Origin of the sequence: Paraburkholderia graminis C4D1M, assembly GCF_000172415.1 — a bacterium.
In the GTDB taxonomy this organism is placed as follows: Bacteria; Pseudomonadota; Gammaproteobacteria; order Burkholderiales; family Burkholderiaceae; genus Paraburkholderia; species Paraburkholderia graminis.
Genome location: NZ_ABLD01000039.1, coordinates 1 through 17,671, shown reverse-complemented (window position 1 = coordinate 17,671; position 17,671 = coordinate 1). Strand labels below are relative to the sequence as shown.

The window sequence follows — 17,671 nt, the reverse complement described above, 5'->3', positions numbered from 1 at the left end:
GGAGCGGCCCATGGACTTCACTTTCAACGACGAGCAGCAACAATTCGCCGACGCACTGCGCCGCTATCTGGACAAGAACTATGGCTTCGAAGCGCGCCAGGCGATCGTGCGTTCGGATGCCGGTGTGTCGGACGCTCACTGGGCAGCTTTCACCGAGTTGGGCCTGACCGCATTGCCGGTGCCCGAAGCGCAAGGCGGTTTCAACGGCGGACCCGTCGATATGCTCGTGGTCATGCAGGAGCTCGGCCGCGCTTTGGTGGTCGAGCCTTATTGCGCGACGGCGGTTGGCATCGAGGCATTGCGGCTTGCCGGCACGGGCCAGGGCGAAGACGTGTCGCTGCTCGAGCGTGCGGCCCAAGGCGAGATCAAGCTCGCGGTCGCATTCCACGAACCGCGGGCGCGCTACGATCTGTTCGACGTCGCGACCACCGCGAGCGGACAAGGTGAACAGCACACGCTTACGGGTACGAAATCGGTCGTGATACATGGCGCGCAGGCGCATCACTGGATCGTGCCCGCGCGTGCCAATGGCGAGATCGCGCTATTCGTGGTAGCGCGCGATGCGGCAGGCGCGACCCTCACCGACTACCGCACCATCGACGGACAACGCGCCGCCACACTGCAATTCAACGGTACGCCGGCACGGCGTTTGAGCGGCCCGCACTCGGGCGCGGCGGCCCTCGAGCACATCGCGGACTACGGCACGCTGCTGTTGTGCGCGGAAGCGCTCGGCGCGCTCGACGCATTGAACGCCGCAACCGTCGACTACACGAAGACGCGCCAGCAGTTCGGCCAACCCATCGCGCGCTTTCAGGCATTGCAGCATCGCATGGTCGAGATGCTGATTCACGCCGAGCAGGCGCGTTCGGTCACTTATCTTGCCGCCATGCGCTATTCGAGCGAAGACGTCGACGAACGCCGCCACGCCATTTCCGCGGCCAAGGTACGCGTGGGGCAGGCTGCGCGTTTCGTCGGCCAGCAGGCGGTGCAGTTGCACGGCGGAATGGGCGTGACGAACGAGGTCGCCGCCGCGCATCTGTTCAAACGTCTCGCTATCATTGAAACCACGTTGGGCGACGTCGATCATCACCTCGCACGGTTTGCGGCGCTGCCTGCGTTTATCAGCACGGAAGTTTGATTAGCCGACCGAATCGGCCAGCCAGGAGATAAAGAGATGGGTCTGAGTTACGAGGACATGACGGTCGGCTCGACGACCGAAATCGGCAAGCACACTTTCACGCGCGAGGAAATCGTCGAGTTCGCGCAGAAGTTCGACCCGCAACCGTTCCATGTCGACGAAGCCGCCGCCGAAGCGTCCGCATTTCGCGGATTGGTGGCGAGCGGCTGGCACACCTGTTCAGTGATGATGGGCATGCTGGTGCGCAACGCGCTGGCGGGCTCCACGTCGATGGGCTCGCCGGGCATCGACGAAATACGCTGGCTGAAGCCGGTTCGCGTCGGCGACACGATCACCATGACGAACTCGGTGCTCGACAAGCGCGTGTCGGAGAGCAAGCCGGATCGCGGCATCGTGTCCACGCAATGGGCGGGCATCAATCAGCATGGCGAGACGGTGATCACGGTGCGCTCCAAAGGCCTGTTCGGCTTGCGCAATCCGGGCGCTTCATCATGACTGCGCCGAGCGCGTCGCCTGGTGCCGTGTTCCGCGATAGTGCGGCGCTGCGTGCGCTCGTCGGCGGAGCGGCGCTTGTTAGCGACTGGGTGACGATCGACCAGCCGAGCGTCGATCGTTTCGCCGAGGCCACCGGCGACCAGCAGTGGATCCACGTCGACCCGGAGCGCGCGCGGCGTGAGTCGCCATTCGGCGGTGCGATCGCGCACGGTTTCATGACGCTTTCGCTGATTCCGGCGCTGCTGCAAAAAACGGTACGGCTCGAGCAACGCATGGCCGTGAACTATGGATTGAACCGCGTGCGGTTCACGTCGCCGGTATTGGTGGGCTCGCAATTGCGCGCGCAGTTCGCCGTTGCGTCCGTCGCCGATGTCGACAATGCGGGCGTGCAAGTGATATGGAATGTGGCCGTGGAGCGGCAGGGCGCTGACCGGCCAGTGTGTATCGCCGAGTTCATCACGCGCCACTATTTCTGAGCGTTCGACGGGCCGCTTCGAAAGCACACGGCGCGGGCGGCATGCGAGCCGCCTCGCGCTTCTTTGCGCGAAAGAAAAACGCACAACGCGAACGGCACGAGGCACACGCCGCAGCTACGTCCTAATGCTTCGCGTACTGCGTCGCGCCGAACAGCACCTCTTTAGCCTTGTCGTCCATCAGCGGTTTGCGTGCGGACGCGAGCACTTCGACACCACGCATAACCGCCGGACGTGCGGCGATCTCTTCATGCCATCGCTTCACGTTCGGAAATGCGTCGAGTTCGACGCCCTGGTTCTGCCATGAACGCGTCCACGGAAACGATGCGATGTCGGCAATCGTATAGTCGTTCCCGGCGAGATATTGCGTCTTGCCGAGTTGCTTATCCATCACGCCATACAGGCGACGCGTTTCGTTCGTGTAGCGGTTGACCGCGTATTCGATCGGCTCGGGCGCGTAGATGCGAAAGTGGTGCGTCTGTCCAAGCATGGGGCCGAGTCCGCCCATCTGAAACATCAGCCATTGCAGCACTGAATAGCGGGCAGCCGGATCGGTCGGCAGAAAGCGGCCGGTTTTCTCGGCGAGGTAAATGAGTATCGCGCCCGATTCGAACAACGCGAACGGTTTGCCGTCCGCGCTTCGTGGGCCTTCGGAATCCGTAATGGCCGGAATCTTGTTATTCGGGCTGATGTCCAGAAATTCGGCGCTGAACTGATCGCCGGCGCCGATGTTGATTGCGTGCACGTTGTACTCGAGGCCCGTCTCCTCGAGCATGATATGGACCTTGTGGCCGTTCGGGGTCGCCCAGCTATAGACGTCGATCATCCTCGCTCCTTTTCGTTTATGACAGCGGCGCCACCGGGGCGCCGCGCTTCGCGAAAATTAGAGCATAGATCGCACGATGCTGCTGGCGACGGCCACGACCACCGCGCAGTCGAAACGCCGCCGCCAACGGAGCAAAAAAACAGCTTCCGGCACGCAAGGCATCAAACGCGCGTAACCGGCGTCTCGACGCGAGCCGCCGCGCCCGGCTCCATATAACGCGCGAGTTCGAGCTTGGCGATCGCATTACGATGCACTTCATCGGGACCGTCGGCGAAACGCAGCGTTCGGGCCGACGCATAAGCGTACGCGAGCGGGAAGTCGTCGCTGATGCCGCCGGCGCCGTGCGCCTGGATCGCCCAATCGATCACCTGACACGCCATGTTAGGCGCGACCACCTTGATCATCGCAATTTCGCCGCGCGCGCTCTTGTTGCCCACCGTGTCCATCATGTACGCGGTTTTGAGCGTGAGCAGGCGCGCCTGTTCGATCATGCAGCGCGCTTCTGCAATGCGCTCCTGCGTCACGCCTTGCATCGCCACAGGCTTGCCGAAGGCGACGCGTTGCAGCGACCGTTTGCACATCAATTCGAGCGCGCGCTCCGCAAGGCCGATGAGACGCATGCAATGGTGGATGCGTCCCGGTCCGAGGCGCCCTTGCGCAATCTCGAAGCCGCGGCCTTCACCGAGCAGCATGTTGGCCGCCGGCACGCGCACGTTCTCGAGCGTGATTTCCATGTGGCCGTGCGGCGCGTCGTCGTAGCCGAAAACGGAAAGCGGACGGCGCACCGTGATGCCGGTCGCGTCGGCGGGAACGAGGATCATTGACTGCTGTTGATGGCGCGGCGCATCGGGATCGGTCTTGCCCATCACGATGTAGATCTTGCAACGCGGATCGCCCGCGCCCGAAGACCACCACTTGTGCCCGTTGATCACGTAATAGTCGCCATCGCGCACGATGCTGGTCTGGATATTCGTGGCATCCGACGAAGCGACTTCCGGCTCCGTCATCAGAAATGCCGAACGAATGTGCCCTTGCAAAAGCGGCTCGAGCCATTCGCGTTTGTTCTCTTCGCTGCCGTAGCGCTCGATCGTTTCCATGTTGCCGGTGTCGGGCGCATTGCAATTGAACACCTCGGGCGCCCAGGGCACGCGGCCCATGATTTCGCACAGCGGCGCGTATTCGAGGTTGCTGAGCCCGGCGCCACGCACGGAGTCGGGCAGGAACAGATTCCAGAGCCCCGCGTTGCGCGCTTTCTGCTTGAGTTCTTCGATCAGTTGCGTCGGCTGCCACGCGTTGCCGTCTTGCCGGTTTTGCGCGATCTCCGCGTAGAACGCGTGCTCGTTTGGATAAATGTGCTCGTCGAAAAAGGCGAGCAGCTTTTCGCGCAGCGCCTGAACCTTCGGGGTGTAATCGAAATTCATCTATGACCTCGCGGATAACGGACGACATTCAATGTGGGCGTTGCCTGAAGTGCAAGCATGCAAGCGCGCGAGCATGCCCGCGTGATGAAGCGCGGCAGCCGCGCCGGTCATCAGCGCACTTTCTGCGCGTAACGCCAGGCGAGCTCGGCCATCGGTCTTGCGCGGCGGCCTGCATCCAGAGCTTGTGCGCTCGCCGCCGTGCCATCGACGACACGCTTCATGATTCCCTGCAAAATCGCGGCGATACGGAACATGTTGTAGGCGAGGTAAAAATTCCAGTCGCCGCGAATCTCGAAGCCGGTACGTTTGCAATAGCGCTCGACGTACTGCTGCTCGTCGGGAATGCCCAGCGCTGCCCAGTCGAGACCCGCGATGCCGCGAAACTGCGCGGGATCGACGTGCCACGCCATGCAGTGATAGGCGAAGTCCGCGAGCGGATCGCCGAGCGTCGACAACTCCCAGTCGAGCACGGCAAGCACTTTCGGTTCCTTGCGGTCGAAGATCAGGTTATCGAGCCGGTAATCGCCATGCACGATCGACGCGCGTTGCCCCGTCTCGGCCGGCATATGCTGCGGCAGCCATTCGATCAGACGCTGCATCGCGTCGATGGGTTCGGTTTCGGACGCGACATACTGCTTGCTCCAGCGGCCGATCTGACGCGCGAAGTAGTTGCCCGGCTTGCCGTAGTCCGAAAGACCCACGCTATCCGGCTCGACACTGTGGAGAGCGGCGATCACGCGATTCATCTCGTCGTAGACTGCGGCTCGTTCGTCGGCGCTCATGCCCGGCAGCGACTGATCCCATAACACGCGGCCTTCGACGAACTCCATCACGTAAAAGGCCCGGCCGATCACGCTTTCGTCCTCGCACAACGCGAGCATGCGGGCGACGGGCACGTCCGTGTCGGCAAGCGCATGCATCACGCGATATTCGCGTTCGACGGCATGCGCGGACGGCAGCAATTTCGCCGCCGGTCCGGGCTTCGCGCGCATCACATAGGCCCGCGAGGGCGTGACCAGTTTGAAGGTCGGGTTCGATTGGCCGCCGGCGAACTGTTCGACCGTGAGCGGCCCCGAAAAACCGTCGACGTGTTGCGCGAGCCACGCGGCGAGCGCGTCGCCGTCAAAGCGCTGACGCTCGTTGACGGGGCGCGTGCCCTCGAAGGCCGAGTAATCCGCTTGCTGTTCCGGCTCGCCGCTGTGTGACGCTTGCGCCATGTGTCTCCTCCGGTTCGGTTTCAGCTACGCGTGGATTGGATGAATTGTGCGTAGAGAATTTCCATCGTCGTATTGCGGATGTCGCGATGCAGCGGCGATGGCGGCGAATAGTTGATTGCACGCAGCACCCAGTCGCGTGGCGCGGTGCCTACGTCGAGCGCATTGATGCAGCCGGTGGCCTGCGCGAGATGCCCGAAGAACGTGCGGCCGCCCGCGGTGAGCGCATGCGAGAGAATCGCGCGATTGACGCCGCCGTGCAGCACCAGCAACACCGTGTCCCACGAACTGTCTTCGCGCAACGCGGCGACCGCGGGCACGACGCGATCGAACAACTCGCCGATCGTCTCGCCATCGAGAAAGCGCGTGCTTTCCGGCACGATACCGTCGAACACGCCGAGAAACGCCGCTTCGAGGTCTTGCAGCGGAATCTGCCGCAGCTTGCCGCCGCGAATCTCCTGCCAGGCCGGCTCGATCTCCAGTTCGATTTGCTGACCGGTCTCGGCCAGCACGCGCTGCGCGGTTTCGATCGTGCGCGGCAAGCCGCTGACGATCACGCGATCGAAGCGCACCTGCTGCTCAGCGAACACGCGGCCCGCCGCGCTCGCCTGTTCGCGGCCGTTGGCGTTCAACGGCACCGTTTCAGGATCGATCGTGCGGCCGGAGTCGTCGAAGTACGTCACGTCGCCGTGACGCATCAGGTAAATGCGGCGGCGCTTGGGTAGCTGATAGGCGGCCATGATTCCTTGTTCACTTGTACACGGGAGCGCGTTTTTCGAGGAACGCGGAAATGCCCTCAAGCCCCTCGCGATGATGCAGCGAAGCGACGAAGTTATCGCGCTCCGCAACCAGATGCGTGGAAAGCGGCTGCGTGCCGGCCGCGCACACCAGCGTCTTGATGCGCGCGACCGAATTGGGCGAGATCTTGCCGAGTTCGTCGGCCCACGCAACGGCGGCGTCGCGCGCGGTGCCCGGCTTCGCCAGTTTGTTGACGACGCCCACTTCGTGCAAACGCGCGGCGCCGATCGGCTTGCCTTCGATCAGCACTTCCGTTGCGAGTTGGCGAGGCAGCGCTTGCGCGAGGAACCATGAGCCGCCGCCGTCGGGCGTGAGGCCGACGCGCGCATACGACATCACGAATTTGGCGTCTTCACCAGCGACGATCAGATCGCACGCGAGCGCGAGCGAAAAGCCCGCGCCGGCCGCGGCGCCGTCGACGGCTGCAATAATCGGTTTCGATGAAAACCGCAGCGCCGAAATCCACTCGGCAAGCAGGTCGATGCTTTGTGCCTGCACAGAAGGATCTTTCGCGCGATTTTCGAGCAGGCGATTCAGATTGCCGCCCGCGCAAAAAAAGTTGTCCGCGCCCGCGATCACGACGGCGCGAATCGACGGATCGCGTTCCACCGAATCGAGTGCTTCGATTCCGGCCGCGTACATGTCGGGATGCAGCGCGTTGCGAGCGCCGGGATTGGACAGCGTGAGGACCAGCGTCGATTCGCTTTCGGGCGGGCGCGAGGTCAGCAGTTCGGCGCTCATGATTGTGTCTCCGTGGGGTTGTCGGCGGCGTCGCATTGCGTGAGCGACATGCCGAGTTGCGCGCGGCGCGCGAGCCACGGCGATGGCCGGTAGCGCGGATCGCCGAGCACGTCGTACATGCTGCGCAGAATGGTGAGGATGGTTGCCGCGCCGAGCGCGTCGCCGAGTGCCAGCGGGCCGCGCGGATAGCCGAGGCCGAGCGTCACCGCGAGGTCGATGTCTTGCGGCGTCGCGATCTGTTTCTGCGCGATGTCGCAGCCGATGTTGACGATCGTCGCCACCACGCGTTGCGCGACGAAGCCTGTCGAGTCGCGGATCACGGTGACGGGCACGCCGTCGGCGGCAAAGAGCGCGTGGCCCGCATCGCGCGCGGCGCGTGTGGTCGCGGGTGTTGTCATCAGCGTGCGGCGTTGCGCGCCGACGAGCGGAAAGAGCGCGTCGATCGCGACGACGCGGCTCGCGTCGAGCGTTTCGTCCACGGCGGCCGTGCTTGCGTCGTGGCCGAACGGCGTGACGACGATCAGCGAGTCGGCGGCGGGCGTCGCGCCTTCGTCGAGCTTCACGCCCGCTTTGCCGATGAGTTGCACGACGGCATCGTAGGCTCCTGGGTAACGCTTGCTGACCCACACGCTGCCTGGCAACGCTGCGGGCGCGGGCGTCTCCGCGGGCACCTGCTGCTTGCCGTCTTCGTAGCGATAAAACCCTTCGCCCGTCTTGCGTCCCAGCAGTCCGCCCGCGAGCCGCGTGCCGGTGATGGGCGAGGGCGTGAAGCGCGGCTCTTCATAGAACTGATGGTAGATCGACTCCATCACCGGATGCGAGACGTCGAGCGCGGTCAGGTCGAGCAGCTCGAACGGGCCGAGACGAAAGCCCGCTTGCTCACGCATGATCCTGTCGATGTCGACGAAGCTCGCCACGCCTTCGCCGGCCACGCGCAGGCCCTCGGTGTTCATGCCGCGGCCCGCGTGATTGACGATGAAGCCCGGCATGTCTTTCGCGCGGACCGGTGTGTGGCCCATACGGCGCGCGAGGTCCATCAACGCGTCGCCCGCCTCGCGGTCGCTGCGCAGGCCGTCGATCACTTCGACGACTTTCATCAGCGGGACCGGATTGAAGAAGTGATAGCCGACCACGCGCGACGGGTCGGTACAGCCCGCGGCAATCGCCGTGATGGACAGCGACGACGTGTTCGACGCGAGCACGCAACGTCCGCTGACCACAGTCTCCAGCTCGCGAAAGAGCGCCTGCTTCACGTCGAGTTTTTCGACGATTGCCTCGATCACGAGGTCGCAGTCGACCAGTTCGCTGATCGCATGCGCGGGCTTGACGTTGGTGAGCGCAGCCAGCGAGCGCGCTTCGTCGAGCTTGCCCTTGGCGGTCAGCTTGGCGAACGTCTCGGCGAGGTAGTCGCGCGCGGCGCCGATAGCGGCCGGGTTGGTGTCGTACAGGCGCACGCTCAGGCCCGCGAGCGCCGCGATCTGCGCAATGCCGCGGCCCATCGCGCCGCTGCCGACAATGCCGATAGTCTCGATGCTGAAGTTGCGAGAGGTCATGATGTTGCTCGACTCCATGGTTATTTTAGAATAGCACGCTCGTGCAATTACTCGATGGTTGCGCGGCGGCCGCCGCCTCTGCTCGGACCGGCGGCCTCACCTACCGAAGCAATGAGGAGACAACGATGATCAAGCTCTGCGGATTCGCGCTTTCGAACTACTACAACAAGGTGAAGTTCGTTCTGCTGGAACACGGCATCGAGTTCGAGGAAGTGTTCGTGCAGCCGAGCCAGGACGAGGCCGTCGTCGCGCATTCGCCGCTTGGCAAAGTGCCTTACCTGCAGACGGAAGACGGCGATCTTTGCGAGTCGCAATGCATTGTCGAATACCTGGCCGCGCGCTTTCCCGACAAGCGGATTTTCTCCGCCGATCCGTGGGAGGCCGCGAAGGAGCGCGAGTTGATCACGTTCGTCGACGTGCATCTGGAGCTGACGGCGCGCAATCTGTACAAGGAAGCGTTTTTCGGCGGCACCGTCACCGACGCGACCAAGGGCCGCGTCGAGAAGCTGCTTGCGCATCACATCGCGGGCTTCAGGCGGATCGCGAAGTTCGCGCCGTACTTGCGCGGCGAACGGTTCAGTATCGCGGACGCCGCGGGCTTCGTGAGCTTGCCGCTTGTCGGCATGACGACGCAGGCTATTTACGGCCGCGACTTTTTGCTCGATGCCGGCGTGGACTGGAAAAGCTATGTGAAGGCGATCAACGGACGGCCCGCCGCGCAGCGCGTGACCGAGGACCGTAAGGCGTATATCGCGGCGTCGCGTCCGGCTTGATGCAACGCGGCGCGCAATGCAAGGAACGACGTCACGCACAATGCAACGCGCGACATGAAGCGAGCCGCGCCGCGCACCACACGCATTAGCCGCTACGCGCGATGGCGAGGAACGTGGGTTCGTTCGCAGCATCGCACGCGACATGCTAGAGCCGCGCCAGCCGCTCGAGCGCCGTGGCGAGCGTGCTTTCCTGCTTTGCAAAACAGAAGCGCACGACGCCGGACTCATGCGCCTCGTGATAGAACGCGGAAACCGGAATCGCCGCGACGCCGATCTCGCCGGTCAGCCACTGCGCGAATTCGGCTTCGGGCAGATCGCTGATGGCCGAGTAATCGACGCACTGGAAGTACGTGCCCGTGCAAGGCAGCAGCTTGAAGCGGGAATTCGCGAGACCGGCGCGGAAAAAATCGCGCTTCTTCTGATAGAACGCCGGGAGCTCCAGGTAGGGCGCCGGGTCTTTCATATAGTCGGCCAGACCGATCTGCATCGGCGTGTTCACGGTGAACACGTTGAACTGGTGCACTTTGCGGAATTCCGCTGTCAGCGCTGCGGGCGCCGCCACGTAGCCGACTTTCCAGCCCGTTACGTGATAGGTCTTGCCGAAGCTCGACACGACGAAGCTGCGCTGCGCCAGTTCCGGATAACGGGCGACGCTTTCGTGCGGCGCGCCGTCGTAGACCATGTGCTCGTACACTTCATCGGACAGAATCAGCACGTTGGTGCCGCGCACGATGTCTTGCAGCTTGCGCATGTCGTCGGCGCGCCAGACCGTGCCGGTCGGATTGTGCGGCGTGTTGATCAGCAGGAGCCGCGTTTTCGGCGTGATGGCGGCGGCGAGCTTGTTGAAGGGAATCGCGTAGTCCGGCGCGTCCAGCGTGACGAATACCGGCTTGCCGCCGGCCAGTTCGATCGACGGAAGATAGCTGTCATAGGTCGGCTCGATCACGATGACTTCGTCGCCAGGATGGACCGTGCATAAGATCGCGGTCAACAGCGCCTGCGTGGCGCCGGCGGTGACGGTGATTTCCGTCGTCGCGTCGTAGCGGCGTCCGTACAGGTTGGCGATCTTCTCGGAGATGGCTGCGCGCAGCGGCGCGGCGCCTGCCATCGGCGGATACTGGTTGTGGCCGTCGCGCATCGCGTTCGCGACCGCATCCACGATGCGCGGATCGCAGCCGAAGTCGGGAAAGCCCTGGCCGAGGTTCACCGCGCCTTTCTCGGCGGCGAGCGCGCTCATCACGGTAAAGATCGTGGTGCCGACGTTCGGCAGGCGCGAGGGAAACGAGGGACTCATGGGCGTGTCGTGCGGTGCATTCATGGCGCTGTTCGGCGAAACGGGTGAGTGGGCGAAGGCATCGTTTGAAACCGGCGAAGCCTGATTGTAGGGAATCGCGGCGCGGCGTGCGCGGCTGCTGTGTGCCGACGGCCGCGAGGCCAGGGTTATACCGGGGTTTCCACGGCTGGGGTCGCCGCGTTCGTGGAAGCGCTTGCCGAACCGCCAGGCGCTTCACTTAGCGAAGCCGCGAACGGCGCCGGCTGTGCGATCTGAAACCCGAAATCTCGCGCGATCCGCTTCGCCAGTTTCAGCACGGCGCGGTCTTTCGAAATCAGCCAGTGCGCTTGCGCTGCGTGCGCGAGTTCGAGGAATTTCTGATCGTCGCGGTCCTTGCATTTCGGCAGCGGCCGCGCGTCTTCCGGCTGCGCGGCGAGCTCGACAAGCTGCGCGAGCCGCGCGACGACGGCCAGCGCCGCGGACTTGTCCACGTTGCGTTCGACGAATTGCGGATAGTCGAGCACGTAAGTCAGTTCGGCGAGGCAACGGGCGTCGATCAGCGCGGCGAGCGCGCCGCTTTCGAGCGCGGCGCGAATCGGCCGCGTGTGCGGATCGTCGAACACGAGAATGTCGATCCAGACATTGGAATCGAGAACGACGCGCAAAGCGCCGCGTGAGGCATGGGAACCGGGCATTCGTTACAATCTGGCTTTCGTCTTTGACCGCCAGGCACGGCGTGCCTGCAAGCCTCTATGATAATCGTTCTGTCGCCGGCGAAATCGCTCGACTACGACACCCCGCCTCACGTCAAGAAGCACACGATCCCCGATTTCATCGACGATGCCGCGGAATTGATCAGCGGTCTACGCCGTTTGTCGCCGCAACAGATCGCCTCGCTGATGAGCATTTCCGACCAGCTCGCGCACCTCAATCACGAGCGCTACGCGCAGTGGTCGCCGCGCTTCGGCACGGACAACGCGAAGCAGGCCGTGCTCGCGTTCAACGGCGACGTGTACGAGGGCTTCAATGCGAAGACCTTGTCGTCGGCGGATCTGGACTTTGCGCAGAACCATGTGCGCGTGCTGTCGGGACTGTATGGCCTGCTGCGTCCGCTCGATCTGCTGCAGCCGTACCGTCTGGAAATGGGCACGCGCCTCGCCAATCCGCGCGGCAAGGATCTCTACGCGTTCTGGGGCGAGCGCATCACGCAGGCGCTGAACGCGCAGTTGAAGAAGCGCGCCGCGGGTTCGCGGGTTCTCGTGAATTGCGCGTCGGGCGAATATTTCAGGTCGGTCAAGCCGAAGCTGCTGGACGCGCCGGTCATTACGCCGGTGTTCGAAGACTGGAAGGGCGGCCGCTACAAGATCATCAGTTTTCATGCGAAGCGCGCGCGCGGGTTGATGGCGCGCTATGCGGTCGAGAACCGCGTCGACAAGCCGGAACAACTGAAGGCGTTCGACTCCGAAGGCTATGCATTCGACGCTAAAGCGTCGAACGATTCCACTTACGTATTTCGCCGCCGCGTCGCTGACTAGGCGGAGCGCCGCCCGACGGAGCGCCGCACAATCATGCAGGGAACCACATCATGAGTTTATCGATTACGAGCAACTTCGACGCAGGCGCGATCGAGGTGCTGTCCTGCGCGACCGCGGGCAATATCCGCTTGCGCGTTCGGCCGGACAGCCACGCGGAGTTCGCGCAGTGGTTCTACTTCCGGCTCTCGGGCGCGGCCGGCGAGCGCTGCGTGATGACTTTCGAAAATGCGGCGGCGTGCGCGTTCGCGGAAGGCTGGCGCGACTACCAGGCCGTGGCCAGTTACGATCGCGTGAACTGGTTTCGCGTGCCGACATCGTATGACGGCCGGGTGCTCACCATCGACCACACGCCGGAGTTCGACCGCATTTACTACGCGTACTTCGAGCCGTACAGCGAGGAGCGCCACGCCGAATTTTTGGGCGCAGTTCAACAGATGCCGCAGGCCACGCTGACCGAACTGGGCACGACCGTCGAAGGCCGGCCGGTTTCCCTGCTCACGCTCGGCACACCGCAAAGCGGCGATATGCTGAAGATGCCGAAGAAAAAGATCTGGCTGATCGCGCGTCAGCATCCGGGCGAGACGATGGCCGAATGGTTTATCGAAGGACTCGTGAAGCGGCTCGTCGGCTGGGGCGATTGGGCGGGCGATCCGGTTGCGCGCAAGCTCTACGATCACGCGGTGTTCCACATCGTGCCGAACATGAATCCGGACGGCAGCGTGCGCGGCAATCTGCGCACCAACGCGGCGGGCGCGAATCTGAATCGCGAGTGGATGGAGCCGGATGCCGCGCGCAGTCCCGAGGTGCTCGTCGTACGCGACGCGATTCACGCAACCGGCTGCGATCTGTTCTTCGACATTCACGGCGATGAGGCGCTGCCGTATGTTTTCGTGGCCGGTTCCGAGATGCTGCCCGGATTCACCGAGCGGCAACGCGAGGAACAGAAAGCGTTTATCGAAGCCTTCAAGCAGGCAAGTCCTGATTTTCAGGACAAGTACGGCTATGCTGCGAGCAAGTATCGCGAAGATGCGCTCAAGCTCGCTTCGAAATATATCGGCAATGAATTCGGTTGCCTGTCGCTGACGCTCGAGATGCCCTTTAAGGACAACGCCAACTTGCCCGACGAACGCGTGGGCTGGAACGGCGAGCGCAGCGCGTCACTCGGGGCGTCGATGCTGCAAGCGATCTTGCGGCATCTGGAGACGTTTGGCTGATCTGCTGCGCGCGATTGCAATAGAAGGGAAGGGCACACACGGATTGCGTGTGTGCCTTTTTTATTGGCGGGTCAGGGGAGCAGTAGGGTGCTGAGTTTGGATTCGCGCGGACGCTTGCGAAGCGTTGGTCGCCATGCTGAATTCGCAGCTACCGTCATACGCGTCGTATCGCCGGCATCGGACGCGCGCTGTCAGATCTTTCTCCGTCCTAGTGTTTCTTCTTCACCGGCGCTTTCTTGCTCGACGATTTACTCGACGTGCTCTTCGACGATTTGGCCGTGCTCTTCTTTGCACTCTTGCCACTTGCCGCCTGCTTGCCTTTGCTCCCGCGATGCTTGCCCGACGTCGCGCGCGACTGCGGCTGCTCCACGCTACGTGCGCGCGTAGGCGGCACCGGGTCGTTCCAGCTAAACGCGAGCATCTGCGAGCCGACGTAGCCGCAACGGAACTTCAGATCCGCTGCGTCGCTTGCGCCGTTCTGACGGATGCCGAGTCCTTCCACGGTGACGATGTTGTCGACCTTGACACGCTGCTTGCCCTCGTCGAACGAATCGTTCCACGGCGTGATCGACGCGTGTGCGCTGTCGAACGAACTGGGAGGAAACTCGACGTGATCAAAGGCGGTCGACGTGCTCGCGACAAAATTGCCATGCGCTGCGCAATCCGCGACGAGCGGGTCGGCACGCATTTCATTGACAAATCTGTTGACGAGGTCGTTGTGCTGTTCGAGTTGGTCGGCGAATGCGGGCGCGGTGCAAGCGAGCGAGAGGCTCGCTGCGAAACTTGCCAACCGGCCGACCAGCCGCAGCAATCGGCGCGGTGCGTTGGTGCAATCCATCAAGTTCGTTAGACGCTAATAAGACGTGAGGCACGTAAGATGCCTGGCGGCATGGTTGAGTTCAATCGTGCCGCAACTATTTTTCGACCGCTATTTTGCGGGGCTTTGTTATGCGAGGCGCGCGTTTGCTCGCAACGGCGCGGCAAGCTCACTCGCACGCGAGCCGTGCCTACGAGCCGCGCCTACGACCTTGCGTCGCGCTCAAGTGCGCGGTCCGCCGAGCCGGTATCGCCGGACATCATAAGTGGTGACCCATGCAGGGCGGTAGACCGCGATCAATGCGGTAGACATTCCCGTGAACCAGGCTTCGCCCGTGGCCAGCAGAAGCACGCTGAGCGCGTAGCCCGCCGGTATCACAGTCGCGGAACCGCCGGCGAGCGCAACGTGAACGCCGAGCGCCGCGGCCGCCGTGAGCGAAACGGCAATAGCCGGCGACAGAAAGCCCTGGCCGAAGATAAACATGAAGAGATTGCGTGGCAGCCACGCAATACTGGCCCGCTGAAGCAACGTGGAAATACCGACCGGCACCGCGCCGAACACGAGAAAAGTCAGCGCGATGCCTTGCCACGGTGCGTCGAAGATGAGACCCGCGAGGCCGGTGACCACCGCCATTGCAAGCAGTGCGAGGGCCCAGTCGAACAGCGTGACGACGAGCGTCGCGCCGAGCAGATGCATGACCGTGCCGTCGTCGAGCCACGCGTTGCTTGCCCACAGCACCGACACGGCGACGATGATCGCCAGCCACACGTGCTGCAACGTGCCGTCCTGAAGTCGTTTGAAAGGATTTTTCCACAGCGCGAGCGCGACCACTATCGCAGTGGCGATCCAGCCACCGACAGCGATCCAGAATGGAAGCGGTGTGTAGAGGAAACCCATGAGTCTCATATTACTCGTTGGACGACAAAAGGTGTGAGCGGATTCCATGCCAGCCGGTGCACGCGCTGGCAGAAATCGCGCATCACGCTCGCGCGCGGTCCGTCACCTCATGACGAACCTTCGGTGACGGGCTCTGGCGGAAGGTCGGCGGCGGACTCGCCGTCGTCGTATGCCGTGCCGGGCTCGGCTGCCATCGGCAAGGGCGCCGCCGTCTCGTTAGCCGACAACGGGTATTCGAAGCGCCGCAGTGCTGCGCGCCGCAGCGGCACCAGGCCCGCTTGACCCATGACCGGACGAAGCAGGCTCTGTCCTTTATTGCGCAGTACTTGTAAATGGTTCGCCAGCCAGCCGTTGTAAAGCGCGACCGCCGCCGCGCGATTGGGTGCGCCGAGTTGCTGGAATATGCTCGTCAGATGGATCTTGACGGTGCCCTCGCTGATGCCGAGCGTGCGCGCAATCATCTTGTTGGTGCTGCCCATATGGACGCAGCGCATGATCTGCTGCTGGCGAGGCGACAGTCCGTTCGACAACCTGACGCGGCGCGGCGGCGGGCTTTTTTCGTCGAACGGGCGGATCGCCGTGTCTGCCGGCAGCGGCGGCTTGAGCGGCAGCGCGCCGGACGGCACATAGTGCCCGCCGAGCAGCACCATTTCAAAGGCGCGCACGATCAGGCACGGGTCGGTTTCGCGCGGCACCACGCCGCGCACGCCCTCGTCCATGAGTTCGCTCACCGCCTTCGGCGAAATCCTGTCGGTCAGCACCGCGATGCGCAGGTCCGGATAGTGGCTAAGCAGATGCCGCACGTCCTTGACCGACATCCAGTCCTGCCAGTCGATAACGAACAGGTCGGGCCACTGACGCTTGAGCGTGCGTTCGGCCTGGCGCCAGTCTTGTGCTTCGTTAAAGCGCGCAAGCCGGTTGATTTGCCGCAACAGCGCTTTGAGGCCGTCGCGTCGTTCCGCGTCTTAGTTGAGTATCGAGAATCGCATGCATGTCTCCAGATGTGTCGGGCGAATTGGCGCGATGCAGTCGCCTCGCGTTGTGCCAGGCGTTGCGATGCGTCGCCGTCTCTATCATGACAAATTCCCTTCGGTTTGACGGCCTGTCCAAAAGGCATAAGAGGAATGACATATGAAAAAGCCCCGCACAGGGCGAGGCTTTTGATGGACTGCAACGCGCCGGCGGCGCGCTTGCCTAGTGAAAGTGCGGCTGCGCGGGCTCGGCGTCTTCGGGCATTTCGGCGTGAACGATTTCGCCGAGCGGGTCGGCGTAGAGCGGCACGCCGCAGTCATCGCAATATTCAGGCTCGAACCGGCCTGCGTGACGACGCACGTCAGTCACGCCGGTTTCCTTGAGCAGCGCGACGATTTCTTCGAGCGGAGCGTCCGGCGGCGCAGTTTCCTGCGGCTCTTCATCGATGCCTGCTTCTCCGTTTTCGCGGCCGTACAGCGGCCACACGACGCCGTAAATCACCTCGTTGCTGCCGCGGCGCGTGAAGCCGACGCGGTATTCGTCGATGCGGCGCTCGCCGAAGCCGGCAACCACCGCGCGCAGTTCTTGCGGCGCTGCGCCAATTGTGTCGAATAGATAACGCACGGCGGTCCGGACGGTGTGAGGACGCACGCGTTCGTCGGCGTCGCGACATGCGGAGTAGTACGCATCCGGCAACAGACACTCGAATTCGCAGCCCGGCAGCACGAGCGACAGGTTGGCGCCGCCCTGCGTTGCCCATTGCTCGAGACATTGGCCGCGCTCGATCCGGCTGCCGTGTTCCTCTTCCTGCCAGCGAAAGGTCGGCTCGCCGACCGGGGCCGCGACCACCGCCAGGAGGAAGCGCGGGTCGGCAAGAATCGGCGACGTTTCCGGCAATTCGCCGAAGTTGAGTTTGAGATTGCCGCCGGCCATGGCTGCTTGTGCAAGCTGCTGTGCAATGCGCCAGGTTTCGACGTGATGGCGCGGCAACTGGTCGATGCTATACAGGAACGGAGCCATGGCGACGCGCGTGTTGGCCGCGAGCACGTGCGCCTGCAGATGCGCGCGCAGGGCGTCGGCTGCGTCGGCTTTGAGCGGACCCGACGGAATCATGTAGCGCGTCCACGCGAGGATCGGCGCGGCGATCAACAGCGCTTCATACGTCACGCCTTCATGCTCGACGACGAACGACTCGCTGTGCGTTTCGGCCATGTCGGCAAGCGCGCCGTAGGCATCGGGATGATTCTGCTGCAGGTGGTCGAGCGCTGCATCGAGCGTGGTCTGGTTGGCGTTGCGCACGATCTTGGCCAGCAGCGCATCGAGTTTCGCTTCCCAGAAGCGGTCTTCGGTGCGGCTGCCCGACGCGAAAAGCGCGAGCGAAAGACCGACAAGTTTGTCGGCATCGGGGGGGAGACGTTTGGCGATTCGCGAGCGCATAAATCCGGAAGTTGGGTGCACAGAACCTTATATTCTAGTCGTTTACGCCGCGCCATATTATTCGGGACGCAGCGCACGCAACCGGGAGATATAG

General features: G+C 63.4%; 18 protein-coding genes. 6 read left to right on the top strand and 12 right to left on the bottom strand.

The window, feature by feature from the left end; all coding sequences use genetic code 11:
- Positions 1 to 10: 10 nt before the first annotated feature.
- From BGRAMDRAFT_RS31075 to BGRAMDRAFT_RS31065, 3 genes are read left to right on the top strand one after another with little or no spacing between them, the layout of a single operon-like run.
- Positions 11 to 1,138: an acyl-CoA dehydrogenase family protein gene (locus BGRAMDRAFT_RS31075; RefSeq protein ID WP_006052884.1), complete on the top strand. Its 1,128-nt coding sequence runs from the start codon at positions 11 to 13 to the stop codon at positions 1,136 to 1,138.
- 36 nt (positions 1,139 to 1,174) lie between these two features.
- The gene (locus tag BGRAMDRAFT_RS31070) at positions 1,175 to 1,633 is read left to right on the top strand and encodes a MaoC family dehydratase (protein ID WP_006052883.1); all 459 of its coding nucleotides are present in this window, start codon (positions 1,175 to 1,177) and stop codon (positions 1,631 to 1,633) included.
- A complete protein-coding gene (locus BGRAMDRAFT_RS31065; RefSeq protein WP_006052882.1) occupies positions 1,630 to 2,109 on the top strand; it encodes a MaoC family dehydratase in 480 nt (159 codons plus the stop codon). Before BGRAMDRAFT_RS31070 ends, BGRAMDRAFT_RS31065 begins: the two co-directional genes overlap by 4 nt.
- Positions 2,110 to 2,230: 121 nt before the next feature.
- Here BGRAMDRAFT_RS31065 and BGRAMDRAFT_RS31060 read toward each other — a convergent pair whose 3' ends face one another.
- The 6 genes from BGRAMDRAFT_RS31060 to BGRAMDRAFT_RS31035 form a co-directional block, all read right to left on the bottom strand.
- On the bottom strand, positions 2,231 to 2,932 hold the full coding sequence (locus BGRAMDRAFT_RS31060; RefSeq protein ID WP_006052881.1) for a glutathione binding-like protein: 702 nt from the start codon (positions 2,930 to 2,932) through the stop codon (positions 2,231 to 2,233).
- Between the two features lie 161 nt (positions 2,933 to 3,093).
- Entirely contained in the window at positions 3,094 to 4,353 is a 1,260-nt protein-coding gene (locus tag BGRAMDRAFT_RS31055; protein WP_006052880.1) for an acyl-CoA dehydrogenase family protein, read from the bottom strand.
- Between the two features lie 110 nt (positions 4,354 to 4,463).
- A complete protein-coding gene (locus tag BGRAMDRAFT_RS31050) occupies positions 4,464 to 5,570 on the bottom strand; it encodes a phosphotransferase (protein ID WP_006052879.1) in 1,107 nt (368 codons plus the stop codon).
- A 20-nt stretch (positions 5,571 to 5,590) separates the two neighbouring features.
- A complete protein-coding gene (locus tag BGRAMDRAFT_RS31045) occupies positions 5,591 to 6,307 on the bottom strand; it encodes a histidine phosphatase family protein (protein WP_006052878.1) in 717 nt (238 codons plus the stop codon).
- Positions 6,308 to 6,317: 10 nt separating this feature from the next.
- A complete protein-coding gene (locus tag BGRAMDRAFT_RS31040) occupies positions 6,318 to 7,106 on the bottom strand; it encodes an oxepin-CoA hydrolase, alternative type (protein WP_006052877.1) in 789 nt (262 codons plus the stop codon).
- Positions 7,103 to 8,659: a 3-hydroxyacyl-CoA dehydrogenase gene (locus BGRAMDRAFT_RS31035; RefSeq protein ID WP_044022023.1), complete on the bottom strand. Its 1,557-nt coding sequence runs from the start codon at positions 8,657 to 8,659 to the stop codon at positions 7,103 to 7,105. The genes BGRAMDRAFT_RS31040 and BGRAMDRAFT_RS31035 overlap by 4 nt, the downstream gene beginning before the upstream one ends.
- Positions 8,660 to 8,784: 125 nt before the next feature.
- On the opposite strand from BGRAMDRAFT_RS31035, the gene BGRAMDRAFT_RS31030 reads away from it, so the two are divergent.
- The gene (locus BGRAMDRAFT_RS31030; protein WP_006052875.1) at positions 8,785 to 9,432 is read left to right on the top strand and encodes a glutathione S-transferase family protein; all 648 of its coding nucleotides are present in this window, start codon (positions 8,785 to 8,787) and stop codon (positions 9,430 to 9,432) included.
- A gap of 145 nt (positions 9,433 to 9,577) precedes the next feature.
- Here the strand turns inward: BGRAMDRAFT_RS31030 and BGRAMDRAFT_RS31025 are convergent, their stop codons facing one another.
- Together BGRAMDRAFT_RS31025 and BGRAMDRAFT_RS31020 are read right to left on the bottom strand one after the other, a co-directional pair.
- A complete protein-coding gene (locus BGRAMDRAFT_RS31025) occupies positions 9,578 to 10,750 on the bottom strand; it encodes a pyridoxal phosphate-dependent aminotransferase (protein WP_006052874.1) in 1,173 nt (390 codons plus the stop codon).
- A gap of 122 nt (positions 10,751 to 10,872) precedes the next feature.
- Positions 10,873 to 11,400, bottom strand: a complete 528-nt coding sequence (locus BGRAMDRAFT_RS31020; protein WP_006052873.1) for a putative toxin-antitoxin system toxin component, PIN family — start codon at positions 11,398 to 11,400, stop codon at positions 10,873 to 10,875.
- A gap of 57 nt (positions 11,401 to 11,457) precedes the next feature.
- Here BGRAMDRAFT_RS31020 and yaaA point away from each other — a divergent pair, with 57 nt between their 5' ends.
- Both yaaA and BGRAMDRAFT_RS31010 read left to right on the top strand, forming a co-directional pair.
- Positions 11,458 to 12,240: a peroxide stress protein YaaA gene (yaaA, locus tag BGRAMDRAFT_RS31015; RefSeq protein ID WP_006052872.1), complete on the top strand. Its 783-nt coding sequence runs from the start codon at positions 11,458 to 11,460 to the stop codon at positions 12,238 to 12,240.
- 50 nt (positions 12,241 to 12,290) lie between these two features.
- Complete coding sequence (locus BGRAMDRAFT_RS31010; RefSeq protein WP_006052871.1) at positions 12,291 to 13,454, top strand: M14 family metallopeptidase; 1,164 nt, start codon at positions 12,291 to 12,293, stop codon at positions 13,452 to 13,454.
- 208 nt (positions 13,455 to 13,662) lie between these two features.
- Here the strand turns inward: BGRAMDRAFT_RS31010 and BGRAMDRAFT_RS31005 are convergent, their stop codons facing one another.
- The 4 genes from BGRAMDRAFT_RS31005 to BGRAMDRAFT_RS30990 all read right to left on the bottom strand — a co-directional run bounded on the left by BGRAMDRAFT_RS31005 (position 13,663) and on the right by BGRAMDRAFT_RS30990 (position 17,577).
- Positions 13,663 to 14,292: a BspC domain-containing protein gene (locus BGRAMDRAFT_RS31005; RefSeq protein WP_006052870.1), complete on the bottom strand. Its 630-nt coding sequence runs from the start codon at positions 14,290 to 14,292 to the stop codon at positions 13,663 to 13,665.
- Between the two features lie 201 nt (positions 14,293 to 14,493).
- Positions 14,494 to 15,168 (bottom strand): energy-coupling factor ABC transporter permease, encoded by a 675-nt coding sequence (locus BGRAMDRAFT_RS31000; RefSeq protein WP_029969765.1) that lies wholly within the window; start codon positions 15,166 to 15,168, stop codon positions 14,494 to 14,496.
- Positions 15,169 to 15,275: 107 nt separating this feature from the next.
- A complete protein-coding gene (locus BGRAMDRAFT_RS30995; RefSeq protein ID WP_232292396.1) occupies positions 15,276 to 16,103 on the bottom strand; it encodes a helix-turn-helix transcriptional regulator in 828 nt (275 codons plus the stop codon).
- 259 nt (positions 16,104 to 16,362) lie between these two features.
- Positions 16,363 to 17,577 (bottom strand): DUF2863 family protein, encoded by a 1,215-nt coding sequence (locus BGRAMDRAFT_RS30990; protein WP_006052867.1) that lies wholly within the window; start codon positions 17,575 to 17,577, stop codon positions 16,363 to 16,365.
- Between the last annotated feature and the right edge of the window lie 94 nt (positions 17,578 to 17,671).

Coding starts and splice junctions, on each gene's coding strand:
- BGRAMDRAFT_RS31030 (WP_006052875.1), top strand. CDS start 8,785: ATGATCAAGCTCTGCGGATTCGCGCTTTCGAACTACTACAACAAGGTG.
- BGRAMDRAFT_RS30990 (WP_006052867.1), bottom strand. CDS start 17,577: ATGCGCTCGCGAATCGCCAAACGTCTCCCCCCCGATGCCGACAAACTT.
- BGRAMDRAFT_RS31010 (WP_006052871.1), top strand. CDS start 12,291: ATGAGTTTATCGATTACGAGCAACTTCGACGCAGGCGCGATCGAGGTG.
- BGRAMDRAFT_RS31045 (WP_006052878.1), bottom strand. CDS start 6,307: ATGGCCGCCTATCAGCTACCCAAGCGCCGCCGCATTTACCTGATGCGT.
- yaaA (WP_006052872.1), top strand. CDS start 11,458: ATGATAATCGTTCTGTCGCCGGCGAAATCGCTCGACTACGACACCCCG.
- BGRAMDRAFT_RS31075 (WP_006052884.1), top strand. CDS start 11: ATGGACTTCACTTTCAACGACGAGCAGCAACAATTCGCCGACGCACTG.
- BGRAMDRAFT_RS31000 (WP_029969765.1), bottom strand. CDS start 15,168: ATGGGTTTCCTCTACACACCGCTTCCATTCTGGATCGCTGTCGGTGGC.
- BGRAMDRAFT_RS31005 (WP_006052870.1), bottom strand. CDS start 14,292: ATGGATTGCACCAACGCACCGCGCCGATTGCTGCGGCTGGTCGGCCGG.
- BGRAMDRAFT_RS31065 (WP_006052882.1), top strand. CDS start 1,630: ATGACTGCGCCGAGCGCGTCGCCTGGTGCCGTGTTCCGCGATAGTGCG.
- BGRAMDRAFT_RS31020 (WP_006052873.1), bottom strand. CDS start 11,400: ATGCCCGGTTCCCATGCCTCACGCGGCGCTTTGCGCGTCGTTCTCGAT.
- BGRAMDRAFT_RS31070 (WP_006052883.1), top strand. CDS start 1,175: ATGGGTCTGAGTTACGAGGACATGACGGTCGGCTCGACGACCGAAATC.
- BGRAMDRAFT_RS31055 (WP_006052880.1), bottom strand. CDS start 4,353: ATGAATTTCGATTACACCCCGAAGGTTCAGGCGCTGCGCGAAAAGCTG.
- BGRAMDRAFT_RS31060 (WP_006052881.1), bottom strand. CDS start 2,932: ATGATCGACGTCTATAGCTGGGCGACCCCGAACGGCCACAAGGTCCAT.
- BGRAMDRAFT_RS31025 (WP_006052874.1), bottom strand. CDS start 10,750: ATGAATGCACCGCACGACACGCCCATGAGTCCCTCGTTTCCCTCGCGC.
- BGRAMDRAFT_RS31040 (WP_006052877.1), bottom strand. CDS start 7,106: ATGAGCGCCGAACTGCTGACCTCGCGCCCGCCCGAAAGCGAATCGACG.
- BGRAMDRAFT_RS31035 (WP_044022023.1), bottom strand. CDS start 8,659: ATGACCTCTCGCAACTTCAGCATCGAGACTATCGGCATTGTCGGCAGC.
- BGRAMDRAFT_RS31050 (WP_006052879.1), bottom strand. CDS start 5,570: ATGGCGCAAGCGTCACACAGCGGCGAGCCGGAACAGCAAGCGGATTAC.